Source organism: Streptacidiphilus jeojiense (genome assembly GCF_000719095.1).
Classification (GTDB): domain Bacteria; phylum Actinomycetota; class Actinomycetes; order Streptomycetales; family Streptomycetaceae; genus Streptacidiphilus; species Streptacidiphilus jeojiensis.
The window spans coordinates 1-20,361 of sequence record NZ_JOEH01000021.1; the positions used below are offsets into that span (position 1 = coordinate 1).

The 20,361-nt window shown below is 71.9% G+C and carries 21 protein-coding genes and 1 pseudogene; 12 read left to right on the forward strand and 10 right to left on the reverse strand.

The features are described 5' to 3' along the window. Both IF29_RS0126120 and lgt read left to right on the forward strand, forming a co-directional pair. The coding region (locus IF29_RS0126120) for a cellulose binding domain-containing protein (protein WP_030259641.1) at positions 1-445 on the forward strand (445 nt) is incomplete at its 5' end. A gap of 205 nt (positions 446-650) precedes the next feature. After that, positions 651-1,643 carry a prolipoprotein diacylglyceryl transferase gene (lgt, locus tag IF29_RS0126125; protein WP_030259644.1) on the forward strand — a complete coding sequence of 331 codons (993 nt, stop codon included), beginning with the start codon at positions 651-653 and terminating at the stop codon, positions 1,641-1,643. Between the two features lie 84 nt (positions 1,644-1,727). Here lgt and IF29_RS0126130 read toward each other — a convergent pair whose 3' ends face one another. From IF29_RS0126130 to IF29_RS0126140, 3 genes are all read right to left on the reverse strand, one after another. Beyond that, complete coding sequence (locus IF29_RS0126130) at positions 1,728-2,996, reverse strand: alginate lyase family protein (protein ID WP_030259647.1); 1,269 nt, start codon at positions 2,994-2,996, stop codon at positions 1,728-1,730. 162 nt (positions 2,997-3,158) lie between these two features. After that, complete coding sequence (locus IF29_RS0126135) at positions 3,159-3,902, reverse strand: DedA family protein (RefSeq protein WP_063757607.1); 744 nt, start codon at positions 3,900-3,902, stop codon at positions 3,159-3,161. 7 nt (positions 3,903-3,909) lie between these two features. Continuing rightward, the gene (locus IF29_RS0126140) at positions 3,910-4,293 is read right to left on the reverse strand and encodes an ArsR/SmtB family transcription factor (RefSeq protein ID WP_051726022.1); all 384 of its coding nucleotides are present in this window, start codon (positions 4,291-4,293) and stop codon (positions 3,910-3,912) included. Positions 4,294-4,410: 117 nt separating this feature from the next. Between IF29_RS0126140 and IF29_RS0126145 the strand changes: the two genes are divergently transcribed. Further along, a complete protein-coding gene (locus tag IF29_RS0126145; protein ID WP_030259654.1) occupies positions 4,411-5,325 on the forward strand; it encodes a DMT family transporter in 915 nt (304 codons plus the stop codon). Here the strand turns inward: IF29_RS0126145 and IF29_RS0126150 are convergent. After that, positions 5,311-6,156, reverse strand: coding sequence for a trypsin-like serine peptidase (locus IF29_RS0126150; RefSeq protein WP_030259655.1), 846 nt, complete (start codon positions 6,154-6,156; stop codon positions 5,311-5,313). The two genes, IF29_RS0126145 and IF29_RS0126150, sit on opposite strands and share 15 nt — an antisense overlap. A 160-nt stretch (positions 6,157-6,316) precedes the next feature. On the opposite strand from IF29_RS0126150, the gene IF29_RS0126155 reads away from it, so the two are divergent. Next, positions 6,317-6,778, forward strand: a complete 462-nt coding sequence (locus IF29_RS0126155; RefSeq protein WP_030259657.1) for a universal stress protein — start codon at positions 6,317-6,319, stop codon at positions 6,776-6,778. A gap of 61 nt (positions 6,779-6,839) precedes the next feature. On the opposite strand, the gene IF29_RS0126160 is transcribed toward IF29_RS0126155, so the two are convergent. Together IF29_RS0126160 and IF29_RS0126165 are read right to left on the reverse strand one after the other, a co-directional pair. After that, a complete protein-coding gene (locus IF29_RS0126160) occupies positions 6,840-7,751 on the reverse strand; it encodes a cation diffusion facilitator family transporter (RefSeq protein ID WP_030259659.1) in 912 nt (303 codons plus the stop codon). Between the two features lie 81 nt (positions 7,752-7,832). After that, positions 7,833-9,293, reverse strand: a complete 1,461-nt coding sequence (locus tag IF29_RS0126165; protein ID WP_051726023.1) for a glycoside hydrolase family 47 protein — start codon at positions 9,291-9,293, stop codon at positions 7,833-7,835. 181 nt (positions 9,294-9,474) lie between these two features. Between IF29_RS0126165 and IF29_RS0126170 the strand changes: the two genes are divergently transcribed. Further along, positions 9,475-10,302 carry an FAD:protein FMN transferase gene (locus IF29_RS0126170; protein ID WP_232242439.1) on the forward strand — a complete coding sequence of 276 codons (828 nt, stop codon included), beginning with the start codon at positions 9,475-9,477 and terminating at the stop codon, positions 10,300-10,302. Here IF29_RS0126170 and IF29_RS0126175 read toward each other — a convergent pair. After that, positions 10,286-11,644, reverse strand: a complete 1,359-nt coding sequence (locus IF29_RS0126175; protein WP_030259667.1) for an NAD(P)/FAD-dependent oxidoreductase — start codon at positions 11,642-11,644, stop codon at positions 10,286-10,288. The two genes, IF29_RS0126170 and IF29_RS0126175, sit on opposite strands and share 17 nt — an antisense overlap. A gap of 156 nt (positions 11,645-11,800) precedes the next feature. On the opposite strand from IF29_RS0126175, the gene IF29_RS0126180 reads away from it, so the two are divergent. The 3 genes from IF29_RS0126180 (at position 11,801) to purB (ending at position 14,456) form a co-directional block, all read left to right on the forward strand. Then, on the forward strand, positions 11,801-12,559 hold the full coding sequence (locus IF29_RS0126180) for a HipA family kinase (RefSeq protein WP_084714976.1): 759 nt from the start codon (positions 11,801-11,803) through the stop codon (positions 12,557-12,559). Further along, entirely contained in the window at positions 12,556-12,936 is a 381-nt protein-coding gene (locus IF29_RS0126185; RefSeq protein ID WP_030259673.1) for a DUF3037 domain-containing protein, read from the forward strand. Before IF29_RS0126180 ends, IF29_RS0126185 begins: the two co-directional genes overlap by 4 nt. Before the next feature lie 89 nt (positions 12,937-13,025). Continuing rightward, entirely contained in the window at positions 13,026-14,456 is a 1,431-nt protein-coding gene (purB, locus tag IF29_RS0126190; protein WP_030259676.1) for an adenylosuccinate lyase, read from the forward strand. Between the two features lie 200 nt (positions 14,457-14,656). On the opposite strand, the gene IF29_RS0126195 is transcribed toward purB, so the two are convergent. Next, positions 14,657-15,757, reverse strand: a complete 1,101-nt coding sequence (locus tag IF29_RS0126195) for an AI-2E family transporter (RefSeq protein WP_051726024.1) — start codon at positions 15,755-15,757, stop codon at positions 14,657-14,659. A 160-nt stretch (positions 15,758-15,917) separates the two neighbouring features. Here IF29_RS0126195 and IF29_RS0126200 point away from each other — a divergent pair, with 160 nt between their 5' ends. Next, complete coding sequence (locus IF29_RS0126200; protein WP_030259684.1) at positions 15,918-16,964, forward strand: terpene synthase family protein; 1,047 nt, start codon at positions 15,918-15,920, stop codon at positions 16,962-16,964. Here the strand turns inward: IF29_RS0126200 and IF29_RS0126205 are convergent. Both IF29_RS0126205 and IF29_RS0126210 read right to left on the reverse strand, forming a co-directional pair. Continuing rightward, positions 16,918-17,322, reverse strand: a complete 405-nt coding sequence (locus IF29_RS0126205; RefSeq protein WP_030259687.1) for an RNA-binding S4 domain-containing protein — start codon at positions 17,320-17,322, stop codon at positions 16,918-16,920. The genes IF29_RS0126200 and IF29_RS0126205 overlap by 47 nt on opposite strands. A gap of 6 nt (positions 17,323-17,328) precedes the next feature. After that, a pseudogene (locus tag IF29_RS0126210) lies at positions 17,329-18,267 on the reverse strand (RNA polymerase sigma factor); the annotation flags it as partial. A gap of 316 nt (positions 18,268-18,583) precedes the next feature. On the opposite strand from IF29_RS0126210, the gene IF29_RS0126215 reads away from it, so the two are divergent. Genes IF29_RS0126215 through IF29_RS0126225 form a run of 3 tightly spaced genes read left to right on the forward strand, consistent with a single transcriptional unit; the run spans position 18,584 to position 20,341 of the window. Then, on the forward strand, positions 18,584-19,741 hold the full coding sequence (locus IF29_RS0126215; protein ID WP_037596712.1) for an inorganic phosphate transporter: 1,158 nt from the start codon (positions 18,584-18,586) through the stop codon (positions 19,739-19,741). Next, positions 19,738-20,013 (forward strand): hypothetical protein, encoded by a 276-nt coding sequence (locus tag IF29_RS0126220; protein WP_030259692.1) that lies wholly within the window; start codon positions 19,738-19,740, stop codon positions 20,011-20,013. Before IF29_RS0126215 ends, IF29_RS0126220 begins: the two co-directional genes overlap by 4 nt. Positions 20,014-20,044: 31 nt before the next feature. Continuing rightward, the gene (locus tag IF29_RS0126225; RefSeq protein ID WP_030259695.1) at positions 20,045-20,341 is read left to right on the forward strand and encodes a DUF3349 domain-containing protein; all 297 of its coding nucleotides are present in this window, start codon (positions 20,045-20,047) and stop codon (positions 20,339-20,341) included. Positions 20,342-20,361 lie beyond the last annotated feature (20 nt).

Consider the following 20,361-nt stretch of genomic DNA (forward strand, 5'->3'; position numbering starts at 1 on the left):
GACGTCCTACACCGACACCGGGCTGACCGCCTCCACGGCGTACAGCTACCACGTCACGGCCCAGGACGCGGCCGGCAACGTCTCCGCCTCCTCGGCGACGGTCACCGGAACCACCTCCGCCTCCAGCGGCGGCGGAGGCAGCGTCGGCTGCACCGCGACGTACAGCATCAGCAGCGACTGGGGCGCCGGCTTCAACGCCAACGTCACCGTCACCAACACCGGCACCACCGCCACCAAGTCCTGGACCGTCACCTGGACCTGGGCCGGCAACCAGACCGTCTCCAGCATGTGGAACGCCGTCTACACCCACTCCGGCTCGGCCGTCACCGCGACCAACGAGCCCTACAACAATGTGATCGCCGCCGGAGGCAACACCAGCTTCGGCTTCGGGGCGACCTACTCCGGCACCAACACCGCTCCGACGCTCACCTGCACCGCGAGCTGACCGAGCAGCTCCAGCACGCTGCGGCGCGGCCCCCTCCCCGGGGCCGCGCCGCAGCGGCGCGCGGGCCGATCCCGCACCACCGCGCGGCATGATCACGCGGGTGGCCCAACCGTTTCCCGGCGGATGTAATGTGGGGCCGCACAAGCACAGACCGGCACAGCAGCGGGAGGCCCCCACCCGCCCGGCCTCGAGGGAATCGGCCCTGATGGAACTCGCGTACATCCCCAGCCCTTCACAGGGCGTCTGGCACATCGGCCCGCTGCCGATCCGCGCGTACGCGCTGTGCATCATCCTGGGCATCGCCGCCGCCCTGTGGCTGACCCGGCGCCGCTGGATCAAGCTCGGCGGCAACCCGGACGACGTCGTGGACATCACCCTGTGGGCGGTTCCGTTCGGCATCGTCGGCGGCCGGCTCTACCACGTGATCACCGACCCGGAGCTCTACTTCAAGTCCGGTGAGCAGCCGATCCGCGCCCTCTACATCTGGGACGGCGGCCTGGGCATCTGGGGCGCGGTCGCGCTGGGCGCGCTCGGCGCCTGGATCGGCTGCCGCCGCCGCGGGGTCCCGCTGGCGGCCTTCGCCGACGCGCTGGCGCCGGGGCTGATCCTGGCCCAGGCCATCGGCCGCTGGGGCAACTACTTCAACCAGGAGCTCTACGGCGACCCCACCACGCTGCCCTGGGGCCTCAAGATCACCTACACCGACGCCAACGGCGACATCGCCCACGGCGTCTTCCAGCCGACCTTCCTCTACGAGTCGCTGTGGGACCTGGCCTGCGTGGCACTGCTGCTCTACGCGGACCGCCGCTGGAACTTCCACTCCGGGCGGCTGTTCGCGCTCTACGTGGCCTGCTACACGGCGGGCCGCGGCTGGATCGAGTCGCTGCGCACCGACCACGCCAACCACTTCTTCGGCCTGCGGCTCAACGACTGGACCTCGCTGATCTGCTTCGTGGTCGCCGTCGGCTATCTGATCCTGTCCCGCAACCGCCCCGAACCGGAGAACCGCCTCGGCAGGTCCCGGCTGGCCCCGGAGGGTCCCGCGGACGACGCGACCATCGACGATTCGAGTGTCGCCTTCACCAAGGACGTCCCCGACACGCCCGACACGGAGCCGGACCCGGAGCCCGACGCAGAGCCGGCCGAGGCGGACGGCCGGTCGGCGGACCAGCCGGAGAAGCACACCCCCCGGGTCTGACACTCTGACACCCACCGATCGCTGAGCTGAGGGAGGCGTGGTGCCCGCGGGCACCACGCCTCCCTCAGCTCATGGCCGGAGCCGTCACCCGCTGATCGGGTCCAGCTGCTCCGCGGCCGGGCGCAGCAGCCAGACGTCGCCGCCGGGCTGCGCGGAGAGCTCGGGCAGCGCCCTGAGCGCGGTCCGGTCGCCCGCGTCCGCCGCCGCGCGGATCACGTCGTTGGCGGCGAAGGCCTGGAAGTTCAGCTCCGGATAGGTCCAGGCGGCGGCGCCGGTCGCGGCCGGGACGACGAAGTCCACGGACTTCAGCAGACTGCCGCCGGCGGGCGTGGTGTAGTGCCAGAGGTCGACGCCGACGTGCTCGCCGATCTGGGCCAGCCGGGTCAGCGCCAGCAGGTTGAAGTCGGAGTAGTGGTAGCTGGTGGTCCGGGTGAGCTCCAGCGGCTGGCTGCCGTCGGCGGCCAGCTGGACGTCCAGGCGCTTGCTCTCGGCGCCCTTCACGATGCTCGTGGCCAGTGCCTTCTGCCCGGTCGCCAGGGCCAGTGCGGCCTCCTGCATGTCGAAGAAGGAGCCGTGGTTGTTGGTGGCGGCGGCCTCGTCCGAGCCGTTCTGGCTGGTCTGCAGCCAGCTGAGGAACTGGCTGTCCCAGCTGGTCATCCCGGTGCGGTCGGCGCCGGTCCAGCCCGGGGCGCCGGTGTCCAGGATCGCGGTGGCGTCCAGGATGTCGGTGAACTGCTGGGAGAAGTCGATGATGCCGATCCCGCGTCCGTCCACCTTGCAGGGGATGAACTGGGTGTAGTTCAGGCTGGGGTTCATCCGGGTCGCCGGGTCGACGAACCAGGTCCGCAGGTCCAGCGCGGCGCGCTCGGCGTAGCCGGCCTTTCCGGTGTAGTACCAGGCCAGGGTGAGGGTGTAGACGGCGTTGAACATCGCGCCGCGCTCGCTGTGGTCGGTGATGGTGTCGATGGCGGGATTGCGCACCCCGTCCTTCTGGACGTACGGGCAGCCCCACGGGTTGGCCGCGGTCTGCGGCTGGCTGGGCCACCAGTACGGGGCCTCGCTGAGGTAGTCGTGCTTGTCGCCGCTGGGCGCGGTCTGCGGCTTGTCCATCACCGACCAGGGCCCCTGGGTGAGGTAGCCGTCGGCCTGGCCGGTGAGCGTCTTCAGCTCGCTGCGCAGCTGCGGGACCCCGGCCTTGACCAGCAGCCGGGTCAGCGCCAGCCGGTTGCCGTCGAGCACGACGGTGCGGGGCACGGGGGAGGGGCGGGCGCTCGCGGAGGCGGACGCCGGGGCGAGCAGGGCGAGGACGGTCGCGCCGACGGCGACCAGTGCGGCGGTGATGCGGCGGCTCATGGGACTCCTCGTGCGGTGGGAGGAAGTTCATGTATATGACCGATGGTCATGAATGTGTCCGCAGCGAGGATAGGCAGCAGCCCCCGCCGGGCACAATGGGCTCGGCAGGATCAGAGCTGACGAATGGTCAGTGCGCAGCCGGAGGCCGGGCCGCAGCCGGGCTCAGCTGTCGGGGTCCGCGTCTGCAGCGTCTGCAGCGTCTGCAGCGTCTTCGGTGTCCGCAGCGCCTTTAGCCTCCGCAGCGTCCGCGCCGTCAGCCGCCTCCGTAGCAGCCGCCTCCGTAGCAGCCGCCTCCGCCTCGGGCGCGCGGTGGTGGCGCCGCCAGAGCCAGACGCACAGTGCGATCAGCACGATCCCGCCGACCACGCCGGCGGCCACCGTCCCCACGGTGTGCGCGGTCCTCGCGTAGGCCGCCCCGGCCAGGTACCCCAGCAGGGTGTAGCCGACGCCCCAGATCAGCCCGCCCGCCGCGTTGAACAGCAGGAACCGCCGGTACGGCAGCTGGGAGAGCCCGGCCAGCGCCGGGACCATGGCCCGGAACAGGGCCACGAAGCGGCCCAGGAACACCGCGGCCGGGCCCTTCTCGCGCATGAAGGTGCGCGAGCGCTCGATCCGGTCCTGGTACCGCACCGCGAGCCGGGTGGACAGCAGGGCGGGGCCGAACCGCCGGCCCACCTCGTACCCCACCGAGTCGCCGACCACGGCGGCCAGCACCACCACCGCCATCAGCGCGGGCAGGTTCACCCCGTTGTGCGCGCTGGCGATGACCCCGCCGATGACCACGGCGGTCTCGCCGGGCAGCACGAAGCCGAAGAAGAGGGCGTCCTCGGTGAACACCAGAGCGGCGACGACCAGGTAGACCAGGGGTCCGGACAGGTGCTGCAACCAGTCGGTGATCGCCTGCATCAGGCCATCATAGGAGTCCGGGCACCGGGGACAGGCCGAGGCTCGCGGGCCGCGCGTGTTCCTGGTGCAGGTGCTCCACATGGTGCACCGCCTGGTCCAGCAGGGCCGCGACATGGGAGTCGTACAGGGCGTAGACCACGCTGCGTCCGCGGCGCTCGCCGACCACCAGGCCCTGCTCGCGCAGCACCCGCAGCTGGTGCGAGCAGGCGGACTGCTCCAGGCCCACCTCGGCGGCCAGCTCGGTGGCGGCGCAGGCGCCCTCGCGCAGCCGGGCGAGGATCAGCAGCCGGGAGGGGGTGGCCAGGGCCTGCAGGGTTCCGGCCACCCGGGCGGCGGCCGCCGGGTCGAGGCGCCCGGGGCGCGGATCGCGCTGCTCATTCGGCTGGCCCATGCTCACATCGTACTCAGTGGCATGTCACCGGTGGTTCCAAGTCAGCCGGTAGCATCGAGCCGTGTACCGATGGATGGGGCCCGGGCGCTGCGAGGGAGGGGGAGAGCCGTGTCGTTGATGGCAACACTGTCGGTGGTCTTCGCCGTGCTCGCCGCCGTGAGCAATGCGCTGGGCACGGTCCTGCAGCGGCGCGCCGCACTGATCGTCCCGCAGTCGGACGGGTTCCAGCTGCAGCTGATGTGGGACCTGCTGCGGACCCCGATCTGGTTCTTCGGCATCCTCGGGGTGATCTTCGCGGCGGTCTTCCAGGGGCTGGCGCTGGTCACCGGCCCGCTGGCGGTGGTCCAGCCGATCTTCGTGCTGGAGCTGCCGTTCGCGCTGCTGATCTCGGGGCTGGTCTTCCGCAAGCCGATGCCGCGCAGCGGCTGGCTGTCGGTGGCCTGCATCGTGGTCGGTCTGGGCACCGCGCTGGCCGCGGCCGCCCCCAGCGGCGGGGAGCTGCAGCCCCCGGCGGCGCTCTGGCTGCTGGCGCTGCTCTGCTGCGGCGGGATGATGGTGGTGCTCGCCGGCGCGGCGCTGAAGCGGCCGGTCGGCCGGGCCCGCGCGGCCTGCCTCGGGACGGCGGCGGCCATCGGCTACGCCCTCACCGCCGCCCTGATGAAGTCGGCCACCGACACCCTCGACCACGGCGGTGTCAGGGCGTTCTTCACCGCCTGGCAGACCTACGCCTTCGCCGCGGTCGGCGTCTGCGCGCTGTTCCTGCTGGAGAACGCCATGCAGGCGGGACCGCTGGTGGCGTCCCAGCCCGCGCTGACCCTGGGCGACGCGCTGATCAGCCTGTCCCTGGGGGTGACGCTGTACTCGGAGTCGGTGCGGGTCGGCTGGTGGCTGGTGCCGGAGATCTTCGGGGTCGGGCTGGTGCTGCTGGGGGTGGTCGGCCTGTCCCGGTTGCAGTCGGGCTCCGGCGCGCCGGAGGAGGAGGCGCGGTCGGAGTCGGCGGAGACGTCGGTGGACGTCTCAGAGACGGCCTGACCCGGAACGGCCGAGCCGGGCGGCGGACCGCACGGCCTGCTGGTAGAGCGCCAGCGTGTCCTGGTCGAAGTAGCTGCTGTAGGAGATGCCGGCGGTGTAGCCGCCCTGCTCGAAGCCGCCGATGACCCCCACGATCGCGTCGCCCTGCCTGCCCACGCTGTCCGCGGCCTTGCCCGTCGCCGCCACGACCCAGGGGCTGCCGCTGGTGCCGTCGGTGAAGTCGGCGCAGACCACCCGCAGTTGGGTGTCGGCGAACCGGCTCGCGGTGTTGCTGCAGGTGATCGGCGCGTCCTTGTCCTGCGGATAGCCGGTGAGGGTGACCGCGACCGACGCGCCGTCGCCCACGTCGGGATCGGTCTCCAGCCGGTTCGCCCCCACCACCTGCTCCAGGGTGCGGCCGTGCAGCGGTGCCACCACGGCGAAGGCGACGTCGAGGTCGGTGTCGTCGTCGGCGGTCCAGCGGGTGTCCTCGACGACGTCGACCACCTTCCACTCCCCGTAGGGAGCCGTGCCGTCACGGTAGCCGGGGACGAAGACCGTGGTCCCCGGGTCGGTGGAGAGGCAGTGCGCGGCGGTGACGATGAGGTCGCCGCCGGGGCTGTGCACCACGCTCGCCGAGCAGTAGTGGTACGACATGCTGCTGTCGTCGAACAGCGCGCCCACCCGTGCCGACCTGGCCGAGGGCATGACCGGACCGCTGCTGCCCGGCCCCTGGGTGGCGGCGACCGCGGCGGTGGCGCTGCCACCGGCCATCACCAGCAGCCAGGCGAGCACGGTGACGACCCAGCGGGCGGCGGATCGGGCGGCGGCCCGCGGTCGGAGAACCCTCACGCCGCTACGCTCCCAGATCAGTTCTGTGCCCGGGCCGGTGATTTGATGAGTAATCGTTGAGAATCGTACAAGTCGGCCATGCCGACCGGGTCCACCAAGTCGACGCTCCGGCCCGATGGCGCTCCACGACGGCATAATGCTCAGTGCGTACAGCGATTCGATGGATGAGGGAGCCCGCATGTTCGAGCTGGGGACCGACGGCCCCTCCGTGATCGTCGCCGGACTGGACGGTTCGCCGTCCTCGATGCGCGCCGCGGCCTACGCGGCGGGGCTGGCCCGGCGGCAGGGCTCGATGCTCGCGCTGGTCTACATACAGCCGATGGGCACCATGGGCGGTGCCGACGTGGGCGTCGCCATCAACCAGGCCGGGCACGAGGTCGCCGCGGACCTGGAGCGGCAGATCCGCGAGGGCGTCGACCAGGGCAGCCACGGCCCCAGCATCCGCTGGGAGTTCCACACCGCGCCCGGTGACGCCTACGCGGGCATCGTGGAGCACGCCGACCGACTGAAGGCCGACGCGGTGGTCATCGGCGCGTCGGAGAAGGCCGGCCACCGCATCCTCGGCTCGGTGGCGGTGCGGCTGGTGAAGGCGGGCCGCTGGCCGGTCACCGTGGTGCCGTGACCGGCCAGCGCCGCCGTCGGGCCGTGCCGGTCGCGCCGCCGTCGGGCCGTGACCGGGCCGCTCAGGCCCGCCGGATGTCCGGCTCCAGGTAGATCACCCGGGCGATCGGCACCGCGGCCCTGATCCGGGCCTCGGCCGCGTCGATGGCCCGGGCCACCTCGGCGGCGGTGTCGTCGTGCTGCACCGCGATCTTGGCCGCCACCAGCAGCTCCTCCGGGCCCAGGTAGAGGGTGCGCATGTGGATCACCCCGGTGACCACGTCCCCGTCCACCAGCGCGGCGCGGATCGAGGCGTTGTCGGCCGCCCCCGCGCCCTCGCCGAGCAGCAGGCTCTTGGTCTCGATGCCGAGCACCACCGCGATGCACACCAGCAGGGTGCCGATGCAGAGCGTGCCCACGCCGTCCCAGACGCCGTCGCCGGTGGCCAGGCTCAGCCCCACCCCGAACAGCGCCAGGACCAGGCCGATCAGCGCGCCGAAGTCCTCCAGCAGCACGATCGGCAGCTCGGGCGCCTTGGCCCGGCGGATGAACTGGACCCAGCTCTGCGAGCCGCGCAGCTCCCCGGACTCCCTCACCGCGGTGCGGAAGGAGAAGCCCTCCGCGCAGATCGAGAACAGCAGCACGCCGACCGGCCAGTACCAGTGGTCCAGCGAGTGCGGGTGCCGCACCTTCTCGACCCCCTCGTACAGCGCGAACAGGCCGCCGACGCTGAACAGCACGATGGCGACCAGGAACCCGTAGACGTAGCGCTCCCGGCCGTAGCCGAAGGGGTGCTCCTCGGTCGCCGCCCGCTTGGCCTTGCGGCCGCCGAGCAGCAGCAGCGCCTGGTTGCCCGAGTCGGCGACCGAGTGCACGCCCTCCGCGAGCATCGAGGAGGACCCGCTGAAGGCGAACGCCACGAACTTCGCCAGCGCGATGGCCAGATTCGCCCCCAGCGCCGCCACGATCGCCTTGCTACCGCCGCTTGCACTCATGCTTCCCGCTGTCCCCTCGACCGTTCTCACCGCGCCGGCTCTTACCGCGCTCTAACCTAGCCCGAGCAGGAAGCCTATCGGCTACCGGCGCAGCAGCCCGGACAGCACCTTGCCCTCGGTGGAGAGGATGCCGGACCGGTAGTCGAACCGGGGCGTGGCGGAGAACAGCAGCCACTGGTACTTCATGTTCTCGGCGAACCAGTAGGCGGGGGTGAGGTCCCCGGGCTGCATCCCACGCACCGTCACATCGCCGGAGACGGTGTACCCGTCGGCCACCCGCTGGTTGGCCCGCATCCCGGTGAAGAGGCGGTAGGCGGCCTGCTTGTAGCCGGCGTCACCGGTCAGCCGCCAGAGGTCCAGCGCGGCGTTGGCGTACTCGGGGCGCAGCTGGCTGCCCTTGTCGACCGCGGCCAGGGTGGCCGGGTCCACCGTCTCCGGCAGCACCGGGTGCCGGGCCAGCACGTCGGACCAGGTGCGGAAGTACGCCTGACCGCGCTTCAGGTCGCCGCCCTTGGCGAGCAGGCCGGCGTAGAAGGACCCCAGCTCGGACTGGGCGGTGCCGCCGACGGGCCTCCCGGTGCGGAAGTCGACGGACCTGAACCACAGCCGGCCGCCGACGGTGACCGCCTGGTGGGCCGTGATCGCCGCGGTCAGCTGCCGGTACCAGGTGGACAGCTGACGGTCGCCGAGCAGGGCCGAGCCGCCCCAGAGGTACTCGTAGAAGGAGTCCACCGGCGGGTTGGGGGCGGCGGCGGTGGTGTCGATCCAGCGGCCGGTCTCGGCGTGGATGGTCGACCCCAGCAGCCCCAGCGAGCTGCGGCGGGAGATGACGGCCCGGTAGGCGCGCATCGAGGCGTCGTAGTAGCGCGGGTCGCCGGTGAGGTCGGACAGCAGGCCGAACTCCATGACGTTGGTGCAGGCCTCGGCCAGCGGCACGGTGGTGCCCGAGACCGCGCCGGTGCGCAGGTTGACACGGGTGTACGGGATGCCGGTCGGCGACTTGGTGAAGGCGGGCAGCAGCCGGTCGGACAGCTCCCTGGCCCGGGCCAGCAGGCTGGACCTGCCGGTGGCCAGATGGCCCGCGAGCAGCCCGCCGACCAGCCGGATGACCGCCTCGAACAGCTGCACCTGGACGTTCTGGGCCGGGTCCAGATGGGCGTCGATCCAGTCGCAGCTGCGGGTCAGTTCGGCGTCCTCGCCCATCAGGTAGAGGGTGTCCAGGGCCTCCACCATGGACAGGCCGAAGGTGTGCCCGGGGGCGAAGAAGTCGTGGTGGCGGCGGCTCACCGGGCAGACCTCGTCGTAGCCCCAGGCGTGCTCGGTGTAGCCGCGCCAGCCGTGCAGGAACTCGGCGTGCACCTCGGCCGCGGCGGTCCGGTCCGAGGGCAGGCCGCTGCCCGGGGCGGCTGCGATGGCGGCTGCGGCGGTGCCGGGGAGCAGTGCGGTGGCCGCGGTGCCGGCCACGGCCGTCCCGATCAGGGTCCGTCGGGACAGCGGCCGCGAGGGGAGGAGGTCGCGGAGTGATGAGGAGTTCTGGCGCATGGCTACAGGACTAAGCCTGTCAACGTACCGTGGCGTCCATTGGCCGCAGGGCGGCGTGGCGTCCGGAGTCACCCGGCTGGGCTGCGAGGATGCCCTTCGAGGGGGAGGTTTCGGCTCACTCGAAGGAGTGAGGCGCTTCGTCTTTCTGACGCATGATCAGGCTGACGTATTTTCTGGAGATATGACCGTGCGGCGACAGGAGGACGGGATGGAGCGGGCCGTGCTGCGCCATGCCGAGCAGGTGATGGGCACCGTGGTGTCCTTCGACCTCAGGAGGGCGGACGACCGGGCCGTCGACGGCCTGCGGCGGGCGGTCGCCTGGCTGCACCGGGTGGACCGGGTCTTCTCCACCTACCGTCCGGACAGCCAGATCAGCCGGTTGGGGCGGGGCGAACTGACGGTCGGTGAGTGCGATCCCGACGTCGCCGAGGTGCTGGCGCTGGGAGCGGCGGCGGAGCGGGACGGCGACGGCTTCTTCTCGGTGCGGCCCGGCGGACCCGACGGCCCCGGCGGCGGTCTCGACCCCTCCGGCGTGGTCAAGGGCTGGGCGGTGGAGCGGGCCTCGCGGATCCTGCTGGGGGCCGGCTCGGCGGACCACAGCGTCAACGGCGGCGGGGACGTGCAGACCGCGGGGGAGCCCGAGCCGGGTCGCGGCTGGAGCCTGGCGGTGGCCCATCCGCTGCACCCGGGGGCGTTCGCGACCGTGGTCCGCGGCAGCGGCATCGCCCTGGCCACCTCGGGGACGGCCGAGCGGGGCGAGCACATCCTGGACCCGCACACCGGTCGGCCGGTCCCGGCCGGACTGCTGTCGGTGTCGGTGGTGGGGGAGTCGCTGACGGCCGCGGACATCGCCGCCACCACGGCCTTCGCGATGGGCCCGGGCGCCGGCCGGGCCTGGCTGGAGACGCGGCCGGGGCTGGAGGGCTTCGCCGTCACGGCGGAGGGCCGGGCGTGGTGGACGCCCGGCTTCCCCGCCTACGTGCCCGAGGGGCTCACTGGCGCGCCCTGAGCGACTCGGTGTGGGCCTTGATCTCGTCCTTGGTCAGGTACGAGTCGGTGTACTCGAAGTCGCGCAGCGTGGCCGGGCGGCCGCGCTGGAAGCCGGTGCGGACGAAGTCGTCCCCGGCGGTCGCGTTGAGCAGCCAGTTGGTCATCACCCGCACCTTGGCGACATTGGTCCGCAGCGCCATCAGGTGGTAGCCGCGGGCCACGCCCTGCGCGGCCACGCCGGTGAGCTCCACCCCGAGCGGCTTGGACACCGCGTCGGCGCCGCCCAGGTCCACCACCAGGCCCAGGTCCTTGTGGAAGTAGGGCTTGGCCTCCTGCCCGCGCAGCGCGGCCACGACGTTGTCGGCGACCACCTTGCCCTGCCGCTGGGCGTGCTGCGCGGTCGGCGGGCAGACCGAGCCGTCGCCCTTGGCCAGGTCGGGCACGGCGGCCGCGTCGCCCAGCGCGTAGACGCCCTCGAACTGCGGGACCTTCATCTCGGCGGTGGTCACCAGCCGGCCGCGTACCGTCTCCGCGTCCAGGGTGGCGATCAGCGGGCTGGCGGCGACGCCGGCGGTCCAGATCAGGGTGCGCGAGGGGACCACCCGGCCGTCGGTGAACTTCACCGACTCCTCGCCGACCTCGGCCACCGAGACCCCCAGCGAGACCTCGATCCCGCGCTTGCGCAGCACGTCCAGCGCGGTGGCGCCGAGCTTGTCGCCCAGCTCCGGCATCAGCTTGGGGGCGATGTCGATCAGGTGCCACTTGATCAGGTTGGGGTTCAGCCGCGGATAGCGCTTCACCGCCGAGGTGGTCACCCGCTGCAGGCAGGCGGCGGTCTCGGTGCCGGCGTAGCCGCCGCCGACGACCACGAACTGCAGCCGCGAGATCCGCTCCTCCCGGTTGGTGGCCGCGTCGGCCAGGTCCAGCTGGCTGATCACGTGGTCGCGCACGAAGGCGGCCTCGGCGAGGGTCTTCATCCCGCGCGCGTGGTCGCTCAGCCCGGGGATGTCGAAGGTGCGGGTGACGCTGCCGGGGGCGAGCACGATGTAGTCGTACTCCTCGTTCACGATCTCGTCGGTGATCTTCCGGACCACGCAGACCTTCGCCCTGGGGTCGACGCCGATGGCGCCGCCGGGGATGATCCGGGTCCGGGTCAGCATCCGGCGCAGCGACACCGCGACCGACTGCGGGGTCAGCACCCCGGCGGCCACCTGCGGCAGCAGCGGGAGGTACAGCTCGTAGCTGAACGGGGCGACGATGGCGATGTCGGCCTCACCGGGGGCCAGCTTCCGCTCCAGCCTCCGGGCGCACTCGACGCCGGCGAAACCGCCGCCGACCACCAGGATCCGAGGTCGTTCCATGGAGTCATCCTTTGCTGAATGTCGTCACGGTGCGTCGTACGGTCAGATGGGCCTATTCCTGCCCGCCACCCTGGCACGCACACCAGTGCGCTGCCACCGGGAACGGCCAAGTCGGTGGCCGCACCGACGGGCGGGCCGCCGGATAGGGTGGGGCCCATGTTGTCTGAGCTGCGGGCTGTCCGGTATGTGACGCCGCTTCGGGAGGGCGGCTCGCTGCCGGGGCTGGTGGAGGGCGGCGACGGCGGGCACTGGGTGGCCAAGTTCACCGGCGCGGCGCAGGGGCGCAAGGCGCTGGTGGCCGAGGTGGTCTCGGGCGAGCTGGCCCGCCGGCTCGGCCTGCGGGTGCCGGAACTGGCCACCGTCGAGGTCGATCCGCTGCTGGTGGTGGGCGAGCCGGACGAGCGGGTGCAGGACCTGGTGAAGGCCTCCGGCGGCACCAACCTGGGGGTGGCCTTCCTGCCGCGGGCCCTGGGCTTCGACCCGCTGGCCTTCCCGGTCGACCCGGTGACCGCCGGGCGGGTGCTCTGGCTGGACGCGCTGACCGGCAATGTGGACCGGTCCTGGCGCAACCCCAACCTGCTGGTGCTCCGCGGCGAGCTGTGGCTCATCGACCACGGCGCCAGCCTGATCTTCCACCACAACTGGCCCCGGGCCGCGGCGGCGGTGGACCGGCCCTACGACGCCTCGGACCACGCGCTGCTGCGGTTCGCCCCGGACCTCGGGGCCGCCGACGCCGCACTGGCCGGGACGGTCACCGAGGAGCTGCTCCGGGAGGTGCTGGCGCTGGTCCCCGGCGTCTGGCTGGAGGACGAGCCGGGCTTCGGCTCGGCGGCCGAGGTCAGGGAGGCCTACGTGGCCCAGCTCGCCGCCCGGGTGTCGGGCCCGCGGAACTGGCTGCCGGAGGTGGCGGGATGACCGAGTACGTGTACGAGTACGCGCTGGTCCGGGTGGTGCCCCGGGTCGAGCGCGGGGAGCGGATGAACGCCGGGGTGCTGGTCTACAGCCGCCAGGCCGGACTGGTCCGCGCGGTGATCCACCTGGACGAGGCCCGGCTGCTGGCGCTGGACCCGGATGCGGACGTGACCGCGGTGCGCAGCGCGCTGGCGGCCGTCGCCGCGGTCTGCTCCGGCGGCGCGGACGCCGGGCAGGCGGCGGCGGACGACCCCGGCCGCCGCTTCCGCTGGCTGACCGCTCCGCGCAGCACCGTGGTGCAGCCGGGTCCGGTGCACTGCGGGCTGAGCGCCGACCCGGCGGCCGAGGCGGAGCGGCTGCTGGACCTGCTGGTGCGCTGACCCCGGCGCTGACCCCGGCGACGCCTGCGGCGGCCCCGGGCGGTGGCCCCGGCCGACCGCTCCGACCTGGACTGTTAGGCTTGCGAAGCGTGACCGTCAAGCCGAAGATCCCCAATGTCCTCGCCTCCCGCTACGCCTCCGGCGAGTTGACCCGCCTGTGGTCCCCCGAGCACAAGGTCGTCCTGGAGCGGCAGCTGTGGCTGGCCGTGCTCAAGGCCCAGGCCGACCTGGGGGTCGAGGTTCCGGAAGGAGCCGTCGCCGACTACGAGCGGGTGCTGGACCAGGTCGACCTGGCCTCGATCGCCGAGCGCGAGCGGGTCACCCGGCACGACGTGAAGGCCAGGATCGAGGAGTTCAGCGCCCTGGCCGGGCACGAGCAGATCCACAAGGGCATGACCTCGCGCGACCTCACCGAGAACGTCGAGCAGCTGCAGATCCGGCAGTCCCTGGAGCACGTCCGGGACCGCACCGTGGCGCTGCTGGTGCGGCTGGCCGCGCTGGCGGCCGAGCACGGCGAGCTGGTCATGACCGGTCGCTCGCACAATGTAGCGGCCCAGGCCACCACCCTCGGCAAGCGCTTCGCCTCGGCCGCCGACGAGATCCTGGTCGCCTTCCGGCGGCTTGAGGAGCTCATCGCCCGCTACCCGCTGCGCGGCATCAAGGGCCCGGTCGGCACCTCCCAGGACATGCTGGACCTGCTCGGCGGCGACCAGGACAAGCTGGCCGACCTGGAGCGGCGGGTCGCCGGCCACCTGGGCTTCCAGCAGGGCTTCACCAGCGTCGGCCAGGTCTACCCGCGCTCGCTGGACTACGACGTGCTCTCCGCGCTGGTCCAGCTGGCGGCCGGACCGAGCAGCCTGGCCAAGACCATCCGGCTGATGGCCGGCATCGAGCTGGTGACCGAGGGCTTCAAGGAGGGCCAGGTCGGCTCCTCGGCGATGCCGCACAAGATGAACACCCGCTCCTGCGAGCGCGTCAACGGCCTGGCGGTGATCCTGCGCGGCTACGCCTCGATGGTCTCCGAGCTGGGCGGCGACCAGTGGAACGAGGGCGACGTCTCCTGCTCGGTGGTGCGCCGGGTGGCCCTGCCGGACGCCTTCTTCGCCTTCGACGGCCTGGTCGAGACCTTCCTGACGGTGCTGGACGAGTTCGGTGCCTTCCCCGCCGTGATCGCCGTCGAGCTGGACCGCTACCTGCCCTTCCTCGGCACCACCAAGGTGCTGATGGCCTCGGTCCGGGCCGGCGTCGGCCGGGAGACCGCGCACGAGGCGATCAAGGAGCACGCGGTGGCCTCGGCGCTGGCCATGCGGGCCGGGGTGCGCGAGAACCAGCTGGTGCAGCGGCTCGCCGAGGACGACCGGATCCCGCTGGACCGGGCCCAGCTGGACGCGCTGCTCGCGGACCGGCTGTCCTTCACCGGTGCGGCGGCGAGCCAGGTGGCGGCAGTCGTCGGCCAGGTGGAGCAGGTGGCGGCGCGCTACCCGGAGGCCGCCAAGTACACCCCGGGCGCCATTCTCTGACGCCGTGTGACGTGATGTTCCCGACGTGACGTGGCGTGACATGCGGAAGGTCCCCTGCTGGGGGGAGAGCAGAGGACCTTCCGGGGCGGCGATCGGGAGTCCAGGGGGGATTGGTGCCTCCCGGTCCAGCCGCACAGTACGCCTACCCGCACTGGGGGGCTGAAACCTTGAAGACGCATCAGATTTTCCTGAGCCGACCCTCAGCGCGCGGCGATCCCGGGGAAGACCGCCTCGTCCAGGAACAGGCCCACCGCGACGGCCACCGGGATGGCGATCAGCGCGCCGATCACCCCCATCAGCGCGCCGCCCGCCAGCACCGCCAGGATGGTGACCAGCGGATGCACCTCGACCGCGAACTTCATCGCCCTGGGCACGATCAGGTAGTCCTCGGCGATCCGGAAGACGATGTAGAACACCGCGGTGGCCACCGCCACCGGGAACGACACCACCAGTGCCACCAGCGAGACCACGATGCCGCCGATGGTCGAGCCGACCACCGGGATCAGGTCCATCAGGCCCACGAAGACGCCCAGCGCCGCCGGGTAGGGCACGCCCAGGGCCACCAGCCAGATCAGCGTAGCCAGGCCCGCGATCACCGAGGTGGCCACATTGGCCAGCATGTAGCGGCCGGTGCGCTGCAGCACCTCGTCGGTCATCACCTCGGCGCGCTCCCGCCGGCTGCCGCGGACGAAGCGCAGGCAGAACCGCTTCAGCGCGGGCAGGCTCGCCAGGAAGTACAGCGTCAGGGTGATCACCAGGAAGAAGCCGGTGAGGGTGCTGATCAGCAGCTGCCCCGCCCCCATCAGGCCGTTCACGACGGTGCCCGCCCCGCTGCCGCCGAGCTGTGTCTTCACCTTGGCGATCAGGTGGTAGCGGTCCTCCAGCCGGCCCAGGAAGGAGTGGTGGTCGTGGAGCTGCTGCAGCCAGGTCGGAATGATCTTCACCAGTGCGTTGACCTCGCTGGTCACCGGGGGCACGAAGAGCGAGATCAGTGAGCCCAGCACCACCACCAGGCCGACGATCACGGTCAGCACCGCCCAGCGCCGCGCCATGCCCCTGCTGGTGAACCAGCCGACGATCGGCTCCAGGCTGACCGCGATCACCAGCGAGAGCAGCACCAGCATCAGCACGCTCTGGATCTTCAGCACCGCCTGCATCAGCAGATAGGCCGTCAGCAGGCCCAGCCCCAGCCGCAGTCCGACGGTGTACCAGGAGCGCCTGGCGGCGTCGGCGCCGGGCCGTGCGGTGGACCCCTCGTCCGGGGCCGGTGCTGACGGTGTGTCGGCCTGGTCCGTGCTCACGGTACTCCTCGCGTCCGGGGCCCGGCTGGGCTGCCGGGAGCAGGCGCCTACCCCGAACGGCCCTGTGCACCCGCGCACCCGTGCGAACCGTAGCAACGCGGGGAAGGGTGTGTCGTTGGGTTTGCAGAGCAGGGCGGATCTCGGACCGTGGGAGCACCGAATGACGATCGAACTGACGCTGGCACTGCCAGGGGGGCGGCTTCCCGACCCCGGTGACCATCCCGACCGGGCCCGGCTGCGGCGCGAGCACGACGCCTGGTTCCGGGAGCGGATGGCGGGCGTCGGACTGCCGCTGGAGCACCGGCTGTTCCGGGAGTGCGAGGGCGTCAGCCTGATGTGCCGGGTGCTGCCCGGGGCGGACGCCGACCGGCTGCTCGGCATCTGCCTGGCCGCCTCGGTGCTGTTCCTGCTGGACGATGTGACGGATGGTGACTCGACCGAGACTTCGCAGGCCGAGCGCTATCTGGCGGTGCTGGGTGGGGCATCGGCCGAGGGCGGTTCGGCGCATCTGCGGCTGCTGGCGCAGACCCTGGAGCGGGTCCGCCAAGGCGTCTCGGCGCAGCTGTGGGCCCGGTTCGTGGAGGGGTTCTCCGAGGTGGTGCGGACCGCCGCGGTGAAGTCGGCCGCACCGGTCGCCGACTACCCCGGCTACCTGGCGGTGCGCCGCGCCGACGCCGCGTTCGACCTGGTCGGGGTGGCCATCGCGCACGGCCTCGGGCTGGAGGGCGAACGCGATCCGGGGCCGTCCGCCGGGGAGCTGGCCGGCTTCCTGGACGCCTGCTTCGAGCACACCATCCTGGTGAACGACCTGCTGTCGTACCGCAAGGAGTACGTGCTGGACGAGCCGATGAACGCGGTCGGCGTGCTCTGCCGCACCCGCGGCCTGGACCTGCAGCAGGCGGTGGACGAGCTGTGCGCCCGGCTGGCCGGGGCCGAGGACACCTTCTTCGCCGAGGCCGGGCGGCTGCGGCGGGCGTACCGCGACCGACCCGGGCTGGAGCCGTACCTGGCGGCCTGGGGACTGATGCTCAGCGGAAACCTGGCCTGGTCGCTCTCCTGCCCCCGCTACAACGGGCCGGAGGGCGGCTGGCTGTGGGACGGGGCCGCCGGGGCCCTGCCCGACCTGATGGTGCTGCACCCGGACCGCACCGAGTTCCGGGTCAGTACCGCTGCAGCCGTTCCAGCTCGCGGCGGTCCCGCTTGGTAGGACGGCCCGCGCCGCGGTCCCGCACGGCCACCAGCACGACCTCCTCGCGCGGCGGCCGCGGCGGGCTGGTGTCGACGTAGCACTCGGCGGCGACCGGCGCGCCGACCCGCTTGCGGACGATCCTGGCCACGGTGACCACCCGCTCGTAGCCGCCGCCCTCGCGCACCCGCACCTCGTCGCCGGGGCGCACCGGCTGGGCCGGCTTGGCCCGCTCGCCGTTGACCCGGACGTGGCCGGCCTTGCAGGCGGCCGCGGCCAGCGAGCGGGTCTTGGTCAGCCGTACCGACCAGATCCAGCTGTCCACCCTGACCGGCCCCGGGTCGGAGCCGGGCGGGGGAACCGGGGGAGTCGTCGTCATCGGGTCCTAGTCCAGGTAGTCGCGCAGGACCTGGGAGCGGGAGGGGTGGCGCAGCTTGGACATGGTCTTGGACTCGATCTGGCGGATCCGCTCGCGGGTCACGCCGCCTAGGGGGGTGTGCAGGGAGATCGGCTCGCGGCCGTACTTCTGCACCTCGACGACCTTCTCGGGGGTCATGTCGAGTTCCTTGGCCAGCTCCTCCGGGGTCGCCTCGCGGCCCAGGCTCTGCAGCAGCTGGCGCTGCACCCGGGCGAGCTTGTTGATGACTTCGACCATGTGCACCGGGATGCGGATGGTGCGGGCCTGGTCGGCCATGGCGCGGGTGATCGCCTGCCGGATCCACCAGGTCGCGTAGGTGGAGAACTTGAAGCCCTTGGTGTAGTCGAACTTCTCCACGGCCCGGATCAGGCCGACATTGCCCTCCTGGATCAGGTCCAGGAACAGCATGCCGCGGCCGGTGTAGCGCTTGGCGATGGAGACGACCAGCCGGAGGTTGGCCTCCAGCAGGTGGTTCTTGGCCCGGCTGCCGTCCTCGGCGATGATCTCCAGCTCGCGGCGCAGCTCCGGGGTGAGCTCGTCGTCACCCTCGGTCATCGCCAGGGCCAGCAGCCCGGCCTCGATCCGCTTGGCCAGGACGACCTCCTGCTCGGCGTTGAGCAGCGGGACCTTGCCGATCTGCTTGAGGTAGTCCTTGACCGGGTCCGAGGTGGCCCCGGCGACGGTCACCAGCTGCGCGGGAGCGTCGTCCTCGTCCTCGTCGGAGACGGTGAAGACCTCCTGGCCGGTCGGCTCGGCAGCCTCGGACAGATCAGCCGGCTCGGGCTGGTCCGACTGCTCGGGCTGCTCCACGGCTTCCGGCTTTGCCTCGGAATTCTTCCCGGCAGCTTTCACGGGCCTTTTCCGTACGGGCGCGGAAGTCTTGGCAACGGCCACCATCAGCGCTGTGCCTCCCTCATAGGACCTGCTCGAGGCTGCGCAGGACACGCATCCGGTGCTGCATACCAAGCAGCACCGATGGGTTTATCGGTGAAGGGCGCATATTCGTTACATCGGCGAAAGAGTGATGTGTCGCACACCGGTCCCCCGGCCGGTTCGAACACCGTCCGAACGCCGCCCGAACGCCGTCCCGGCCCGGTCCGAGCGCCGGTACGGGTGTCGGAAATGCGCACGAGATGGACATCGGGTGACGGGGGTACGGCCAGTCGGCCAAGTCTCGGCCCGGCGTCTCGACGGCCGTACCGCGCCTCGGGACACTGCCGGTGTGGGTAACGACACTCTGCTTGCTCTGGTGGTCGTCACGGCTCTGGCCTTCGACTTCACCAACGGATTCCACGACACGGGCAATGCCATGGCGACGTCCATCGCCACCGGCGCCCTCGGTCCCAGGACAGCGGTCGCGCTGTCCGGGGCACTCAATCTGGTCGGTGCCTTCCTCTCGCTGAGCGTCGCGGCGACGATCGCCAGCGGCCTGGTGGCCACCAACCTCGTCACTCTCACCGTGGTCTTCGCCGGACTGGCCGGGGGCATCATCTGGAACCTCCTCACCTGGTTCCTGGGGATCCCCTCCAGCTCCTCGCACGCCCTGATCGGCGGGGTGGTCGGCTCGACCATCGCCGCGGCGGGCGGCCACGCGGTCAAATGGCACGGGCTGTTCCAGAAGGTGATCATCCCGGCCGGGTTGTCCCCGGTCATCGCCGGGCTGGTCGCCGCCACCGGCACCTGGCTGGTCTACCGGATCAGCCGCGGGGTGCACCCCAAGGCCCGCAGCCACGGCTTCCGGATCGGCCAGATCGGTTCGGCCTCGATGGTGTCGCTGGCGCACGGCACCAACGACGCCCAGAAGACCATGGGCATCATCACCCTGGCCCTGATCGCCAACGGCAGCCTGCACTCCGGGGCCAAGGCGCCGTTCTGGGTCATCCTCAGCTGTGCCATCGCCATCGCCCTGGGCACCTACATGGGCGGCTGGCGGGTGATCCGGACCCTGGGCAAGGGGCTGGTCGAGATCGAGTCCCCGCAGGGGATGGCGGCCGAGTCCTCCTCGGCCGCGATCATCCTGCTCTCCAGCCACTTCGGCTACTCGCTGTCGACCACCCATGTCGCCACCGGCTCGATCCTGGGCACCGGCGTCGGCAAGAAGGGCGCCGAGGTCCGCTGGAACGTCGCCGGTCGGATGGCCGTCGCCTGGCTGTTCACCCTCCCGGCCGCCGGGCTGGTCGGCGCCGGCGCCTACGGGCTCGCCCACGTCATCGGCGGCAACTTCGGGATCGTGGTGGTGCTGGTGCTGCTGCTCGCGGTGGCCGGCCTCATCTACGTCAGGTCCCGCCGCACCGCGGTGAGCCACAACAACGTCAACGCGGAGTGGACCGGAACGGTCGCGCCGCCGACCGAGGCGCCGAAGGAGGTCGCGGCGGTATGAACGACTGGATCAATCTGCACGCCCTGTGGCAGATCGTGGTGATCGGCCTGCTGGCCGGGGCCGGACTGCCGGCGCTCTTCGCGGTCGGCCTGCGCGCGCTCAGCCTCCCCGGCGGGGGCGGGGCCGCGGCGGCCGCCACGGCGGGCGCGGAGGACGACGACGACCGGGTCATCGGCGGCAGCACGCTGGGACTGGCCGTCGCCGTGCTCTGCTTCGCCGTGGTCCTGGCCGCGGTCGGCTGGGGCATCTACCTGATCGTCGCCGCCACCTGACACCGGCCCAATCGAAGGAGGGATCAAGCAGATGCCCTTGCCACCCGTACTGTCGTCCATCGTGGGCTGGCTCCGCGCCGGTTACCCCGAAGGGGTGCCCGAGCGTGACTACATTCCCCTGTTCGCGCTGCTCGCCAGCCAGTTGACGGACGATCAGGTCAGCTCGATCGCCGAGGAGCTGGCCGGCGGCAGTGACCCGATCACCGCCAAGGCGATCCGTGAGGCGGCCGAGGCCACCTCCAACGGCCCGCTCGCCGACAGCGATGTCGCCAGGGTCAAGTCCAGGCTGGCGGCCGGTGGTTGGCCGCTGGCCCGACCGGAGGTCTGACCGACCCCGGCCGCGACCCC